Origin of the sequence: Bacillus sp. MYb209 (genome assembly GCF_002975175.1) — a bacterium.
Taxonomy (GTDB): Bacteria; Bacillota; Bacilli; order Bacillales; family Bacillaceae_G; genus Bacillus_A.
Map to the genome: position 1 here is coordinate 82777 of NZ_PCNZ01000013.1, position 15921 is coordinate 98697.

Below are 15921 nucleotides of genomic sequence, written 5' to 3' on the forward strand. Positions count from 1 at the left end.
GAAAATATGAAATAGGGAGAGGAAAATGGCTGTGAAGAAATTGTTAAGTATCTTTTTATCATTATTGCTATTGCTTCCATTTACTGGAACTTTAGCGCAGGCGGAAGAAACTACTTCTATGTCAGTAGAAAAAGCAATTCAAGTATTCAAGCAGCAAGGGAAAACGAAGGGGATAGTGGAAGGATATATCGTTGGATATACGCAAAGTCCTTCTAAGTACACAAAGGATCCGGCTAAGTTTGACGACACAAATGTGGCAATTGCCGATTCGCCAAACGAAACGAATCCAGACAAGATCATGCCTGTTCAGTTGCCAAAAGGCGATGTGAGATCGGCAGTAAATGTGAAAGATCACCCTGAAAATATCGGGAAGAAAGTTAGGTTGACAGGGACGCTTGAATTATATTTTAGTAGCCCAGGTTTAAAATCAGTAACAGCTCATAAGTTTCAAGGGGAAGAACAAAACCGTGTTAGCGATGTAGTAGCATCACCAAATGGCGGGGAAGTTGCTAAAGGAACAGCAGTAACATTAACAACGAACACAGAAGGAGCAACAATCTACTATACGTTAGATGGCTCTAATCCTACAAATAAAAGCGTTCGCTATAACGGACAAATTGTAGTGAATGAAAATAGTGTAGTGAAAGCAATCGCAGAAAAAGAAGGGCTTACTTCTTCAGCGATTTCAACATTTTCATTTATAATCGTAACAAATGAACCAGTTCGTATTCATGATATTCAAGGGAAATCACATATTTCTCCTTACAATGGGAAGAAAGTAAATAATGTGGAAGGCGTTGTCACAGCGCTTGATAAAAATGGTTTTTATATAGAAGATAATCAGCCGGATAATGATCCAGCTACTTCAGAAGGTATTTACGTATACAAAAAAGATGCGAATGTAGCGGTAGGAGATCTTATTCAAGTTGATGGAGAAGTAGAAGAATATGTTGGACCTGGATATGCAGAACGTTTTGAAACAGACTTAACGACGACTGAAATTAAGGCGAGTCGCATTGCTGTAATCGCAAAAGATCAACCTTTACCAGCACCGATTGTACTAGGAGAAAACGGTGTGAAAATCCCTGATCAAATTATCGATAATGATGCATTCGGTTTATTTGATCCAAATGAAGATGCAATCGATTTTTATGAAAGTGTAGAAGGTATGCGTGTTACGATGCCAGCGCCAAAAATTATCGCTCCTCAGAAAAACGGAAATTTATATGTAACAGTAAAAAATGGCGGAGATAAAGTAGTAACGAAATATGGTACACCGCTTTTAGATGAAAACCAATTAAACCCTGAACGTCTTTCTGTAAAGGTACCTCGTGATTATGTCGCGAAAGTAGGCGATACGTTCACTGGAGATATAACGGGAGTAGTAGGATATGACTACGGTTCATACCGCATTTCGCCAGTAACGGAATTACCATCTGCAGTAGACGGTGGATTTAAGCAAGTAGGGGCAAATATTCAGCCGCGTCTTGATAAGTTAACAGTTGCTACATATAATATTGAAAACTTCTCAGCGAATAAAAAAGAAACATCAGATGAGAAAGTAAAAGCGTTAGCTTATTCTATTAAATACAATTTAAAAATGCCAGATATTATCGGTGTAGAGGAAATGCAAGATAATAATGGATCGATTAATGACGGAACAACAGATGCTTCTTTAAGTGCAAAACGTATTATTGATGCAGTTTTAGAAATTCGTGGACCGAAGTATGAGTATGTAGAAATTGCGCCAAGCAACAATCAAGACGGAGGAGCACCAGGAGCTAATATTCGCGTCGGTTTCTTCTATAATCCATCACGTGTGAAATTAGCGACAGTACCGAAGTTACTAGATAAAAATGTAGTCCGCATCGGAGACGAAAATCCATTATTTGAAAGTACACGTAAACCGTTAGCAGCAGAATTTACATTCCAAGGACAAAACGTCGTTGTTGTTGCAAATCACTTAAACTCAAAATTAGGAGATGCAACGCCATTTGGAAAAGTGCAGCCGCTCGTATTAAAGAGTGAAGAAAAACGAGTTCAATTAGCACAAGAAGTGAATCATTTCGTACAAGGTATTCAAGAAAAGAATACGAATGCGCCAGTTGTTGTATTAGGTGATATGAATGACTTTGAATTCTCTAAACCACTAGAAGCATTGCAAGGAACAATCTTAAAAGATATGTTAAACACAGTGCCGAAAGAGAACCGCTACACGTACATTCATGAAGGAAATGCACAAGTGCTAGATCATATTTTAGTAACGAATAACATCGCACCGCACACAATTGTAGACCCTGTACACTTAAACTCAAACATTATGAAAGAACATGGACGCGTAAGTGACCACGATCCAGTACTTGCTCAAATTGATTTGAAGAAGGCTTCTTAAAGTAGGGGAACGCTTAGGTAACTAAGCGTTCTTTTTTGTTTTTACATCGTCATAGAATTATACAGAGGGAATTCCTTTTTTTATGATTTGGTGATAATATTAATTAAATATTCAGACTTTAAACGAGAGAGGTGTAGATATATGGTAGCACAAATAAATGGAAAATTAATGAATCAGCTTGCAATTTTTTTTAGTACAGTCGTCATGCTTCAGTTTGTAGCCGATATAACAGGGCTTACCCAGAATCTAGATAGTATGTATTACTTAATAAATACAGCAACTTCCTATGTAACGTTTAGTTTGGCGGTTATTTTTACTTTAATAGGTGCAAGAAGAGAATTAAGTAAATATGCAATTATTTCATTATGTTTAGTGGTAGCTATTAAAGCAATTTACTTTGCGGCTGTTGTTATTTTGTGGGGATTGGCTGGTACGCCGTAAATGAATAGAAAAAACCTAATTTCCAAGATAACGTGAGAAAATTAGGTTTTTATAATGGCTGAAAAGCTTTTCTACATCGATCTCGTTTTTGAAGTCTTCTCATATATCTTTTTTTGTCCCGTTGTAATCCTTTTATGTACATGAATAAGCTGACAAGGAAGAAAAATGTACATTGTAAAATATACGGTGACATCCCGTGTAATGGTTGTTTCGGATCATATAAGTGAATAGGTGCTCCGCCTATTGTAGGGAATATTGTATTTAGCAGGACGAAAGGAATGGAAGTAGCTGCTAATGGAAATAGAAGTGCCATGTAATCCTTTTGTGACCATGTGGACGCTGCTAAACCTAAGAGGGCCATTAAACCAGCGAATAAAAAGTTAATCCCAATATATAGATGAATATAAGTGATGGGAGAAGAGAAATATAACTCTGCGAACATTCCGTTGCCGTTTATCATGCTAGTACTGACGGTTGGATCTCCATTTGGAATTGTTAATTTGCAAAGTAATAAAGAAAGAATGAACGGTAAAGTATAAAGAAATCCACCGCAAAAAAATGTAACGATATATTTTGTAAAGGAATACGAGAATAGGGAAATTTCCTTACTTATAAAAGCTTTGAAACCATCGGATTTATCGGAATTATAACTTGTACTAAATGGCAAACTTGCAATAACAGGCATTAATAATAAATAAACATCCATTTCATTATTACGAAACCCGATCCATTTAAAAGCAGTTGCCATAGCCCCATTCGCTGCGTCTCCTAAATAACGCATTACATAATAATAATGATAAATAGAAATAAGAACTAATCCACTAAACATAATAATTAAAGAAACCCGACTACAAAAAGCTTGCCTTATATTTAAACGAAGCGCACGCATCATGACTGAAAAAGCCTCCACTATTTTTATAAATATGTCTACTTTCTATATTACTATTAAATGTAAGGATTTTCTTGTTTTTTTATTTGTTTATTAGAAAAAGAGGGATTTTTGTGTTGTTAGGTAAGGTTTAACTGTAGAAGAAGATTGTCAGAGTGAAAGGAAAAGAGAGGACATATTGAATTCTAGTTCAGATAAAATTACGCTTTTTACGTTGAAATAAGAAAAAGGTGTTCATAAAAATTATATCTGAAGAACATTTTTTCCTTTCCCCTTTTTTTCTGATACACTATGACAGTATTATATAGATTGACTGGAATGTTTTTGTACTGGGAATAACTAAAAAGAGAACTTGTATAGAATGTAAGCGTGTGGTAATATCAAATATGTACCGATTGACTATATTATCCAATTGGTCATTTTTGGAGGTGACGATGTGGCGATAGATCGAAAACGTTCTATTATTGAAGCTGCAACAAAGTCTTTTTCAGCATTCGGTTATAAGGCGACGACGATGGATCAAGTTGCGAAGTTAGCGAATGTAGGAAAAGGAACAATTTATACTTTTTTCAAAAATAAAGAAGAACTATTTGGCGAAATTATTTCTAATTTAATTACAGAAATGAAGCAAGTTGCAGAAAATGCAATTCGTTCAGATATTTCATTTTTTGAAAATGTACATAGAGCATTATATAGCATATTAGAATTTAGAAAAGAACATCAGCTCATGATTAAACTAATTCAAGAAGAGCGTGATATGGGAACGAAAGAAGTACAAGAAGTGATGCAACAAGTAGATGTGGAAATCATTTCTGTCATCCAATCTTATTTAGAGATTGCGATTGAAAAAGGTGAGATTAGCAAATGTGATCCAGAAATTACAGCGTTTATTATGCTTCGCCTATACGTATCGCTTATTTTTGATTGGGAAAAAAATCATGAACCGTTAGAAAAAGAAAAAATCTCGGAATTATTCGAACTTTATTTATTAAAAGGATTGTCAAATTAAGATAATCCTTTTAATATTATAAAAAAATGACTAATTGAACAAATTGGTCAAATGTATGAGAAGGGTGGTTAAATAGTATAATCAAGTAGATGAAAATGTGCATAGTATAAATTCGGGGATAAGGCATATGTATGAACAGATATAGCCTTTTTATTTGGGTGAAAATGACTAAATAGACATTTTGGTCATTTTTAAAAAGGGGGATAAATTATGAAATGGCATAAGTTGCTTAGTAAAGAATTTGCAGAGATTATAAAAAGTAAAAAAATATTAATCCCAATCATTGCGGTTTTATTTGTACCGATTTTATATGCGGGTATGTTTTTATGGGCCTTTTGGGATCCGTATGAACAGCTAGATGACTTGCCAGTTGCGGTAGTCAATTTAGATAAAGGTGCAGAACTTGATGGGAAACCAATTGAGGTCGGGAAAGGGCTCGTTGATAACTTAAAAGATAATAAAAGTTTTAAATGGGAATTTGTAAGTGAAAAAGAAGCGAAAGAGGGAATGGAAGGCAGAAAGTATTACATGTTAGTACGTATTCCAGATGACTTCTCAAGTAACGCTACAACGTTATTAAAAGACGATCCGAAACCATTAAACTTAGAATATATTCCAAATGAAAGTTTAAACTTCTTATCTTCACAAATTGGCGGAACAGCAATTGAAAAAATTAAAGGTGAAGTATCAAGCACGTTAACAAAAACATATGCAGAGAAAATGTTTGATTCTATTAAAGACGTCTCAAAAGGATTAGCAGATGGAGCGGATGGAGCAAATAAGTTACATGATGGAGCTAGTGAGTTGCATGATGGATCAAGTAAAGTGACGGACGGACTTTATACGCTGCAAGGGAAATCTGGGGAGATGAAGGATGGAGTAGGGAAATTACAAGATGGATCTGGGAAAGTGACAGCAGGTTTAGATATATTAAATAGCAAAACAGGTGAGATGCAGACCGGCGTTGGGAAATTACAAGATGGATCTGGGAAAGTGACAGCAGGTTTAAATACGTTAAATAGCAAAACGGGCGAGATGCAAAAAGGAATTGGCGAATTACGTGATGGATCTGAAAAAGTGACCGGCGGTTTGAACACATTGGTAAGTAAATCAGGTGAATTAAAAACAGGAACAACGGACCTATCAAATGGTATGGAAAAACTTGTTGGAGGACAAGGACAATTAGAAAAAGGGTCTCAAGAGATTCAAAAGGGTTTGCAGGAGTTAAATATTAAAGTGGAAAATTCTGTTGCAGGCTTAGAGGAAATGCAGTCGAAAGTTCCTACTATATTAAATACGGTAAATCAGAAAATAGATGGGGCTGGAGAAAATGTAAATCAGTTAAATGAATTTACTCAATCAACAGCAGGAGATGCAAAAAATGCAGCGCAAGATGTAGCGAATTTGCAAAAGCAAATCGAGAGTTTACCAAAAGAATATCAAGAGCAGTTACAACCATTTATAACAAGTGCGGTAAAAAGTACAGCGACGGTGCAACAGAAAGCCATTGGAGTAGCAGGTGGAACAAATAAATTAAATGAAGAAGTAAAACAATTAAAAGGTGAAATAAATCAAACAACAAGTGATGCGCAAAACAATCTACCAAATCTAAAAGAGTTGAAAACTTTAACTGGTGGTATTACGAAACTAACGAACGCACAAAACGAATTTGTTAGTCAGTTTCATAGACTTGGTGAAGGTTTAGGTAATGCAAAAGTAGGTACTGATAAATTGAAAGAAGGATCAGGTCAATTAATTGATGGAGTAACTCAATTACAAAGTGGATCAGGAAAAGTAACCGCAGGCTTAGGCCAATTATCTGTAGGAGCGAGTCAAATGTCAGGCGGTATAATGCAATTGGCAGATGGATCTAACCAAGTAACTGGCGGTTTAGGCACATTATCTGTAGGCGCAAATCAAATGGCAGGTGGCATAACGCAATTAGCAAATGGTTCCGGCCAAGTCACAACAGGCTTAGGCACATTATCAACTGGCTCAACCCAACTAATCGACGGAGTAAATAAACTAGCAGACGGATCAGGAAGAGTGACAGATGGACTAGTGAAAGTAAATGATGGTTCAGGTGAACTTGCTGAGAAACTTGGTGAAGGGGCAGAAAAAACAGGTGAAGTAAAAGGAACGGATAAAACGTATGATATGTTTGCAAGCCCTGTAAAAGTGAAGACGGAGAAAATGGCGGAAGTCCCAAACTACGGAACTGGATTTACGCCGTACTTCTTATCACTCGGTTTATTCGTTGGGGCATTACTATTATCTATCGTATACCCATTACGCGATACAGTCGGCGTTCCGAAATCAGGATTCAGCTGGTTTATTAGTAAGTTTGGTGTTTTACTATCAGTCGGTATTATTCAAGCAATAGTAGCAGATGTCATATTACTGTTCGGATTAGGTGTAGAAGTACAAAGCATCCCATACTTCATACTCTTTAGCATTGTTACAAGTGTAGCGTTCATCGCATTAATTCAATGTTTAGTAACAGCATTTGGTGATGCGGGCCGTTTCATTGCGATCTTAACATTAATTATGCAGCTTACAACTAGCGCTGGAACATTCCCACTAGAGTTGATTCCGAAGTATTTACAACCCTTTAATGCTTGGCTACCAATGACATACTCTGTATCAGGACTTAAAGCAGTCGTATCAAGCGGTGATTTTAACTTCATGTGGCAAAATATAGGGATACTAATGATCTTTATCGTTTTATTATCACTTGGAACAATTGCTTCATTAACTTGGATGCACAAACGACAATTTAGAAATGTTGCTGAAAATCAATCAATTGAAGCTTAAATAAGGAAAATAAAAAGACACCGAAATGGTGCCTTTTTTATTGGTCTTGTTTTATTGGCTGAGAAAGTTCATTTGTTTTTCTATTTTTACGGAACAAGTATATAACAATACTTATAAGAATAATTGTAGCTACAATCCAAACAAATGGGCCATATCTTTCAGCAAAAGTATATAGTTTCATGTTGCTGGCAATGTCCTCTTTTGTTTTTCCTATTAGAATTTCAGAGCCGCTATAACCTTCAAGCGTATCACCTTTTTTTATGCCAAAAATAAGAACGTCTGATTTGTTTTCTATTCCGGTGTATCGGTATCCTTTACCTTTAATTGTTAATTGAGTATCATCCTTTTTTAGTGAGTAATCTTCGGCGGAAATATCTTTTCCTGACAGTGTAATTGGTTCCATTGAGAAGCGGATTTCTTTTAATGCAGGAAGAGTCTCATTGTTTAGTAAGAGCTGCTTTGAGATATACTGCTCGGTATCAATGTTTTTCCAATTAGCCTTTCGTCGTTTATATGTATTAATTTCAAGAAGTGCGAATTCTTTATTTTGAAGTTTTTCCTCTGTAATAGGTTGTGCGGTAGCTAATGTTCCTTTTAATAAAATCACACCGTCTTTTGCAGATTGAAAGGAAGAGACTTCCTTCTTTTCCTTTAATGCATTGATAGCACCTCTGTAATCCTCTTTTCCTAAAAGAACAGCTCCTGTATGTACGGTTAAAATAAGATATAGGATGCTTAATACTATAATAGCTTTTTTCACTATGTACCCTCCAAAGTATGTATAAGTGAATTGTAACATAATTTACCACATATATTTATTAATTCGAATAATAAATTACAAAAAAAATAAGAGTGATAAGTAAATTAAAAAGTGTGGATGAGAGGAGTAAAAATGAAAAGGATTTACAACAATTTACAGAGAAACATAGAGTAGAGGAGTTGATATGATGAAAGGAAATCTAACTTATTATTTTATCTTATATCCACTAATCTTCTTTCTTGTTTTCACCCTTTCACCTATCTTGTTTCATAGAGAAGAATATACAAGTATGAAAGATATATTTGGAATACTTACATTCTACTATGTGTTAATTAGTGGATATTACTTTATTGATATTTTAAGTGAAAGAATAAAGAAAAACGGTAAAGATAAACAATAAAGTTTTATTATATAAAAATTGATGGAGGATAACAAAATGACCGAAAGTGAAATGAAATTTAGGGATACGACCATTCGTAACTTTTTCGATAAAGAGGACCGCTTAAAATCGATTCCAGGTCAAAAAAAGAAAAAACTAGTATTGTTAGAGCATTTAATCAGTAAATTAAATACAGAGAATCAATATACTGAGAAAGAAATCAATGTGTTCATAAAACAATATCATGAAGATTTTTGTACAATTAGACGAGAATTTATCGTGCATGGGTTTATGGATTGTGAGGATAATATGTATCGTGTAAATGAGAGAGAAGTGTGGACGAAGTGGGAGGAGTTAAAATAATGAATCAGCGAGGGGACAGCCTCACTGATTATGAGTCCGTACTAGTGGTGCATTTTCTTTGTAGTAAGTCTAAGAACTCGTCTATATTCGAGCTTGTAATGTATCCCAATGTTATATATTCATCTTCATAATAAAATATTATTTTTTTGTCAAAGATTCTTCTCTTCGTTTCTATAGATACAATTTTTTTATACTCAAATTCGGCAATCAATGTATTTTTATGTTGGCCCAAAAAGAGAAGTCTTCTGTTAGTAGCAAATAACATGCCTGGATACGGGACTTTATGCGTATTAATATAGTCAGTAAGTGAACATTTTAAAGTAGAGACAATAACTTCGCCTTTATATAATAGTTGTTTTGCAGCTGTTAAGATTGGATTCATTGTATGCATTCCTTTTATGTGGGTTTATAAATATTGTATCAAAAGTGAAAAGATTCTCAATATGTAATGTTGCATATTGAGAGTTTTAGAGACTCTTAGTTTGATAGCTCCAATATTATTCTTTTAAGAAAAAGGTAAGAGGTGATTCGGTGATACGATTAGCAAAAGAGGTTGATGCGGAATCAATTATGGATATTAGAAAAGAAATTATATTATCGGAAACTACTACAAAGTTTTTTATAGTATCCCCCCAAAAATTACCAAATGATATTGATTTAGAAAGAGAAAAGATCCGGAAAAGTAGTGAGAAAGGTAATCTTTATATAGTTTATGAAGTAGATAGTAAGGTGATTGGCTTTCTGGTTTTCAATCGATATGAACTAGAACGCTTACGACATGCAGGTACAATGGGAATGGGGATTAGAGAGGCGTACTGTAATCAAGGCATTGGTACGAAGCTAATTGAATTTCTTATTAGTTGGGCTAAAGGGCAGAAAAATTTAGAGAAAATTTGCTTAGGGGTAGTTTCTATTAATGATAGAGCAATTAAAGTGTATAAACGTACTGGATTTGTAGAAGAAGGAAGACAAAGAAAGCAAATTAAATATGAAGATGGATCATATGGAGACGACGTATTGATGGCTTTTTATATTGAATAGAATTCGTATTAATTAAGAAGGTGTATATACGTTATGGTATGTACATCTTTTTTCATATTCTTACTGTGAAATTCTAAAAGCAGCATATTTTCTCCTCCTATTAACAGACTTTTCCCTATGTATAATATTAATATAGTAAAATCATAAGAACCTATATTGCAGTTTCCAATAATATACTATATAATCAGGATAAGAAAACGTTTTCATGCAAAGGGGGAAAATTTCGTGTCGACTATCGAGGACGTGGCGAAATTAGCGGGGTTATCAAGGACAACGGTTTCTAGGGTGATCAATAATCATCCATATGTTTCAGATGAGAAGAAGAAAAGGGTTCAATTAGCAATGAAGCATTTAGGCTTCGTTCCTAATTCTGCGGCGAGAAGGCTTCGTAAACAAAAAACAGAAACAATTGCGGTGCTTGTTCCAAGGATTACAAATCCTTTTTTTAGTAGATTTATTGAAGCAATCGAGATTGCTGCTTCTGAACATAAATATAAACTGATTATTTGTCAAACAAGATATTTACCGGAAAAAGAGATGGAGTATTTACAATTATTATCTACGAAACAAGTAGATGGGATTATTCTATGTTCACTAGAAAATCCATGGGAGAATGTGGAGCCATACTTGCAACACGGTCCAATCGTGTTATGTAATGAATATATTGAGGAAGCAAATGTTCCAACAGTGAAGTTCGATCATGCACAGGGAGCATACATAGCTGCCAATCATGTATTAGAACAAGGATATCGTAATCTTATTTTTTGCCGTGGTAACGAAACGAAAGTAGTGAGCCAACAGCGAAAAATGGGCTTTTTACGTGCTATTACTGAAAAGAGTAGAGAAGTGGAAGCGATTGATTTTCTTGAAAACGCTTTCTCTTGGGATGATGGAAAACGAATATTCCATGAAGTATTAAAGGACAAAAAAAATCCTACCGCGATTTTGGCAGGAGGCGACGAGGTTGCAGCTGGAATTATCTCGGAGGCGAAAAGCCATGATTGGAGTATTCCAGAAGATCTCGCTGTGATCGGTTTTGATAATCAAATTTTAGCGCAGATTACAGAGCCAGGCATTACGACAATTGAACAGCCAATCGACGAGATGGCTCGAAAAGTTGTCGACTTAATGATGGATAAAATCCATACGAAAAATTATCGACAAAAAGAATTGTATGAGTTTGAACTGGAGCTCTTGGTGAAAGGTTCAACGATGAAGGATACGATGTTATTAGCCTAGTAGACTATGTCTGCTAGGTTTTTTTATGTTCACAAACTACTATTCTTCGTGAACGCAATCGTCACATTTGTTATGGTATGCTTCGTGTTGTTCATCAATTTCCTTCCCGCAGTGTGCACAAGTTTTCGTCGGTAAATTTCGGAAAAACTCCATTGGTTGATCAATCATGTCAATCCCTCCATTTCCATTTCTTACTATCATTGTATTAGTACAAAAAACAAAAGTCAACAACTGTTTTATAACAAAGTTGAAAATTAATGAAAAAGTTTAGGAAATGGATTATAGTTAACAATGTAGGATGTAAGTAAAAAACTTTCTCAAGTACGGAGAAAAACGGCATTCCTACTCGGTTTTAGAAAGGATGGATACATATGAAAATGACTGTTGTCGGCTTTTGGGGCGGCTTTCCAGAAGCGGGAGAAGCAACGTCGGGGTATTTGTTTGAACACGATGGTTTTCGTTTACTTGTAGACTGTGGTAGTGGTGTACTAGCACAGCTTCAAAAATATATAACACCATCTGATATAGATGCAGTTGTATTGTCGCACTATCATCACGATCATGTTGCAGACATTGGGGTATTGCAATATGCGAGATTAATTACCAGTGCGACAAAGGGACAACTACCAGAGTTACCAATATACGGTCATTCGTTTGATGAGAATGGATTTAATTCTTTAACGCATGCACCGCATACGAAAGGAATCGCGTACAATCCAGAAGAAACACTTCAAATTGGACCGTTCTCCATTTCATTCTTAAAAACTGTTCATCCTGTTACATGCTTTGCAATGCGTATTACAGCTGGCGATGATGTTGTTGTATACAGTGCAGATTCAAGCTATATTCCTGAATTTATTCCGTTCACAAAAGATGCTGATCTTTTCATTTGTGAATGTAATATGTATGCACATCAAGAGGCTGCAAAAGCAGGGCATATGAATAGTACAGAAGTAGCAAGTATTGCGAAAACTGCGAATGTAAAAGAACTTTTATTAACGCACTTACCGCATACAGGCAATCCATCTGATTTAGTAACAGAAGCAAAACAAATTTTCAGGGGCCATATTACGCTTGCGCATAGTGGTTACGTTTGGAATTCATGAGGTGATACGATGTTATTTATTGATAATAAAGGGATTACAGATCCTACGATAAACTTAGCGATTGAAGAATATTGTGTTAAAAATTTAGATATTAACGAAACATATTTACTGTTCTACATTAATGAGCCTTCCATTATCATTGGTAAAAACCAAAACACAGTGGAAGAAATTAATGCTGATTACGTAAAAGAAAAAGGCATTCACGTCGTTCGTCGTCTATCAGGCGGAGGCGCAGTATATCATGATTTAGGAAACTTAAACTTCAGCTTTATTACGAAAGATGATGGAGATAGTTTCAGCAACTTTAAAAAATTCACAGAACCTGTAACGAAAGCGCTTGGTAAACTAGGTGTAAATGCAGAGCTAAGTGGTCGTAACGACATTTTAGCTGAAGGTAGAAAAATTTCAGGAAACGCGCAGTTTTCAACGAAAGGTCGTATGTTTAGTCACGGTACGTTATTATTTGACTCTGAAATCGATCACGTTGTATCAGCACTAAAAGTGAAAATGGATAAAATTCAATCAAAAGGAATTAAATCAATCCGTAGCCGCGTTGCGAATATTACAGAGTTCTTAAATGAAAAAATGACGACAGAAGAGTTTAGACAACTTCTTCTAGAAACAATTTTTGAAGGTGAAACAGAAATTCCAACGTACGAATTAACAGAAGCTGATTGGAAAGAGATTTATAAAATTTCTGAAGAACGTTACCGCAATTGGGACTGGAACTACGGGAAGTCTCCGAAGTTCAACTTACAGCATTCACACCGTTTCCCAGTTGGACAAGTTGACGTGCGTCTTGAAGTGAAAAAAGGAACAGTAACAGAATGTAAAATTTACGGTGATTTCTTCGGATCACTAGATGTTCATGACATTGAAGAACGTCTAACAGGCGTACAATTTGATAAAGATACATTCACTGTAGCTTTAGAAGGCGTAGATATCGCGCGCTATTTCGGTAATATTACAACAGAAGATTTCTTGCATTTATTCTTCTAAACAGAGGAGGCTGTCATAAAAGACAGCCTCTTTTTGTATAACTTGTCAGGTTTTTTCGGGAAATCGATATATTTTAAAAATCGCGGATATATTTTAAGTTACGGTCGATATATTCGGAAAATCGCTGATATAATTTCATTTATCACGAATATCGTCATTAAAACATCCACTTCCAGGACATTTGCTCCTTATAAAGGAATATACATAATAAAAGGAGGTGGATCGAAATGAAAAGGGTAATGTACGTTATAGTATTGCTCAGCTTCAGCATCGGAATGACAGCGTGTAATGATGAAACTTCCTCAAGTCGTACAATTTTATCTATTGGAAAACCAATGCGGGATAATGTTATATATTATACGCATACAGATAACGAAAGAAAGATACATGATATACAAGCTATGTTTCAAAATAAGAAATGGAAAAGAAAAGAAATGAAATGTTTAGTGCTGTTAATAAAACGCCAGATGTCATTTTGTCGATAGATGAAGACAATAAGGGATTACCGACACTATATGTTACAGTCTACTTGCATGAAAATGGAGCGGACGCGATTAACTTGTATGGAGAGTATACGAGTTTAAATAAAGAGGAACTTGATAAGCTTAGAGACAAGATGAGCGCATATTATCCTAAAATGATTTTAGCTACAGTTTAACTATATGTTTGTACCTGTTTCTTTCACATATAATTCTCGTATCTTACTAAAGTGTTCTGGAAGAAAGTGGTTGCTGTATATTCGATTAATAGAATATCACTTGCTACTTTAATTTTCTTTTAATATAATTAATTTAGAATTTTTAAATATTCTAAATTTTATAAAGGTGGGATTTGTGTGAATCTCGTTCAATCTTTGGCTGAAACGGCAAAAAAGAAGGGGGATAAACCGGCGTACATATTTATGGATCAGTCGGTCTCGTATGACCAATTAAACAAAGTGGTCACTAGGTTTTCTAGCAATTTAGCAAAAATGGGCATTGGAAAAGGGGACAATGTCGCATTAGCTGTTGGCAATTCACCACATTTTTTAGTAGGTTTATACGGAACAATGAAAGCAGGAGCAACTGTCATTCCAATTAATCCAATTTATACAGCAGACGAAATGCATTACATATTACAAAATGGAGATGTAAAAACAATCATCGTACTCGACGTTCTTCTACCTGTTATACAATCTCTTACAACAAGACTTCCTTCACTTGAAAATATCATCATATGCGAAACCTCATCAGATTTTAATCATATAGAAACCGAAAAAATGAAAACGTTTACTAGTTTTGTAGGGACTGGAGATTTAACTTACGAAGGTCCTGAACTAGATGAAGAAGATGTAGCTGTTATTTTATACACTTCAGGTACAACTGGAAAGCCAAAGGGCGCTATGTTAACGCATAAAAATTTATATAGTAACGCTAGCGATGTTGCGTCATATTTACAATATACTGCCGATGATCGCGTCGTTGCGGCACTGCCGATGTTCCATGTGTTCTGTTTAACAGTCGCAGTAAATGCGCCGATTGTTAATGGTGCGACAATTTTAATGTTACCGAAGTTTAGTCCGAAAGAAGTATTCCGTATTTGTCGTACATATGAACCAACGATTTTTGCGGGTGTACCGACAATGTACAATTACTTATATTTATTTGAAGAAGCAAGTGCAGAAGATGTGAAGACGCTTCGTCTCTGTATTTCAGGTGGTGCGTCAATGCCTGTTGCCCTTCTGAAAAACTTTGAAAAACGTTTTGACGTTATCGTTTCAGAAGGATACGGTTTATCAGAAGCGTCACCAGTTACTTGTTTTAATCCGTTAGACCGTCCTCGTAAACCAGGATCTATTGGCACAAATATTTGGCATGTAGAAAATAAAATTGTGAACGAACTTGGTGAAGAAGTACCTGTTGGTGCAGTTGGGGAGTTAATTGTTCGCGGACCTAACGTTATGAAGGGTTACTATAATGCGCCAGAAGATACTGCGGCGACACTTAAAGATGGCTGGCTATATACAGGAGACTTAGCGAAAATGGATGAAGAAGGTTACTTCTATATCGTTGATCGCAAAAAAGATATTGTCTTAGTTGGCGGTTATAACGTATATCCTCGTGAAGTAGAGGAAGTATTATATACTCATGATTCGGTAGCTGAAGTTGTCGTAATCGGTGTTCCTGATGAAAACTTAGGAGAAGCAGTGCGTGCTTTCGTCGTTCTGAAACAAACGAGCGTAACAGAAGAAGAGCTGATGCATTATTGCACGTTACATTTAGCGAAATATAAAGTACCAAAGAGCATTGAGTTTTTAACAGAATTGCCGAAGAATACAACTGGTAAGTTGTTACGAAGAGCTTTGAGAGAGAAGGCATTGCAAGTATAAAAATAAAGATATTCATCTCTATGACTAAGTGTTATAGAGGTGGATATCTTTTTGTTTTTTAGAATTGACTAAGCTATAAGCCCATATATTTAAACCGTAATATGACTAATACGGAGGGGAT

General features: G+C 35.4%; 15 protein-coding genes and 1 pseudogene. 12 read left to right on the forward strand and 4 right to left on the reverse strand.

The window, feature by feature from the left end; all coding sequences use genetic code 11:
* Nucleotides 1-25 precede the first annotated feature (25 nt).
* Nucleotides 26-2392 (forward strand): DUF6359 domain-containing protein, encoded by a 2367-nt coding sequence (locus CQZ94_RS18730; RefSeq protein ID WP_105586567.1) that lies wholly within the window; start codon nucleotides 26-28, stop codon nucleotides 2390-2392.
* A gap of 141 nt (nucleotides 2393-2533) precedes the next feature.
* A complete protein-coding gene (locus tag CQZ94_RS18735; RefSeq protein ID WP_105586568.1) occupies nucleotides 2534-2833 on the forward strand; it encodes a hypothetical protein in 300 nt (99 codons plus the stop codon).
* Between the two features lie 49 nt (nucleotides 2834-2882).
* On the opposite strand, the gene CQZ94_RS18740 is transcribed toward CQZ94_RS18735, so the two are convergent.
* The gene (locus CQZ94_RS18740; RefSeq protein ID WP_142395869.1) at nucleotides 2883-3725 is read right to left on the reverse strand and encodes a hypothetical protein; all 843 of its coding nucleotides are present in this window, start codon (nucleotides 3723-3725) and stop codon (nucleotides 2883-2885) included.
* Nucleotides 3726-4158: 433 nt separating this feature from the next.
* Between CQZ94_RS18740 and CQZ94_RS18745 the strand changes: the two genes are divergently transcribed.
* Nucleotides 4159-4731 (forward strand): TetR/AcrR family transcriptional regulator, encoded by a 573-nt coding sequence (locus CQZ94_RS18745; protein WP_088077914.1) that lies wholly within the window; start codon nucleotides 4159-4161, stop codon nucleotides 4729-4731.
* 210 nt (nucleotides 4732-4941) lie between these two features.
* Complete coding sequence (locus CQZ94_RS18750; protein WP_105586570.1) at nucleotides 4942-7545, forward strand: YhgE/Pip domain-containing protein; 2604 nt, start codon at nucleotides 4942-4944, stop codon at nucleotides 7543-7545.
* 37 nt (nucleotides 7546-7582) lie between these two features.
* Here the strand turns inward: CQZ94_RS18750 and CQZ94_RS18755 are convergent, their stop codons facing one another.
* Complete coding sequence (locus CQZ94_RS18755; protein ID WP_105586571.1) at nucleotides 7583-8344, reverse strand: hypothetical protein; 762 nt, start codon at nucleotides 8342-8344, stop codon at nucleotides 7583-7585.
* Nucleotides 8345-8489: 145 nt separating this feature from the next.
* On the opposite strand from CQZ94_RS18755, the gene CQZ94_RS18760 reads away from it, so the two are divergent.
* A complete protein-coding gene (locus CQZ94_RS18760; RefSeq protein ID WP_105586572.1) occupies nucleotides 8490-8705 on the forward strand; it encodes a hypothetical protein in 216 nt (71 codons plus the stop codon).
* 36 nt (nucleotides 8706-8741) lie between these two features.
* The gene (locus tag CQZ94_RS18765; protein ID WP_142395870.1) at nucleotides 8742-9047 is read left to right on the forward strand and encodes a DUF2087 domain-containing protein; all 306 of its coding nucleotides are present in this window, start codon (nucleotides 8742-8744) and stop codon (nucleotides 9045-9047) included.
* Nucleotides 9048-9075: 28 nt separating this feature from the next.
* Here the strand turns inward: CQZ94_RS18765 and CQZ94_RS18770 are convergent, their stop codons facing one another.
* Nucleotides 9076-9429, reverse strand: coding sequence for a PH domain-containing protein (locus tag CQZ94_RS18770; protein ID WP_105586574.1), 354 nt, complete (start codon nucleotides 9427-9429; stop codon nucleotides 9076-9078).
* Between the two features lie 149 nt (nucleotides 9430-9578).
* On the opposite strand from CQZ94_RS18770, the gene CQZ94_RS18775 reads away from it, so the two are divergent.
* Both CQZ94_RS18775 and CQZ94_RS18780 read left to right on the forward strand, forming a co-directional pair.
* A complete protein-coding gene (locus tag CQZ94_RS18775; protein ID WP_105586575.1) occupies nucleotides 9579-10088 on the forward strand; it encodes a GNAT family N-acetyltransferase in 510 nt (169 codons plus the stop codon).
* Nucleotides 10089-10313: 225 nt separating this feature from the next.
* Entirely contained in the window at nucleotides 10314-11327 is a 1014-nt protein-coding gene (locus tag CQZ94_RS18780) for a LacI family DNA-binding transcriptional regulator (RefSeq protein WP_105586576.1), read from the forward strand.
* A gap of 39 nt (nucleotides 11328-11366) precedes the next feature.
* On the opposite strand, the gene yhfH is transcribed toward CQZ94_RS18780, so the two are convergent.
* Nucleotides 11367-11495, reverse strand: coding sequence for a protein YhfH (gene yhfH, locus CQZ94_RS18785; protein ID WP_000567010.1), 129 nt, complete (start codon nucleotides 11493-11495; stop codon nucleotides 11367-11369).
* A 203-nt stretch (nucleotides 11496-11698) separates the two neighbouring features.
* On the opposite strand from yhfH, the gene CQZ94_RS18790 reads away from it, so the two are divergent.
* The 4 genes and pseudogenes from CQZ94_RS18790 to CQZ94_RS18810 all read left to right on the forward strand — a co-directional run bounded on the left by CQZ94_RS18790 (nucleotide 11699) and on the right by CQZ94_RS18810 (nucleotide 15800).
* Nucleotides 11699-12433, forward strand: coding sequence for an MBL fold metallo-hydrolase (locus tag CQZ94_RS18790; protein WP_105586577.1), 735 nt, complete (start codon nucleotides 11699-11701; stop codon nucleotides 12431-12433).
* A gap of 9 nt (nucleotides 12434-12442) precedes the next feature.
* A complete protein-coding gene (gene lplA, locus CQZ94_RS18795) occupies nucleotides 12443-13432 on the forward strand; it encodes a lipoate--protein ligase (RefSeq protein WP_002158958.1) in 990 nt (329 codons plus the stop codon).
* Between the two features lie 227 nt (nucleotides 13433-13659).
* Nucleotides 13660-14090, forward strand: a pseudogene (locus tag CQZ94_RS18805) (hypothetical protein).
* Between the two features lie 177 nt (nucleotides 14091-14267).
* On the forward strand, nucleotides 14268-15800 hold the full coding sequence (locus CQZ94_RS18810) for a fatty acid--CoA ligase family protein (RefSeq protein ID WP_105586579.1): 1533 nt from the start codon (nucleotides 14268-14270) through the stop codon (nucleotides 15798-15800).
* The last annotated feature ends 121 nt before the right edge of the window (nucleotides 15801-15921 follow it).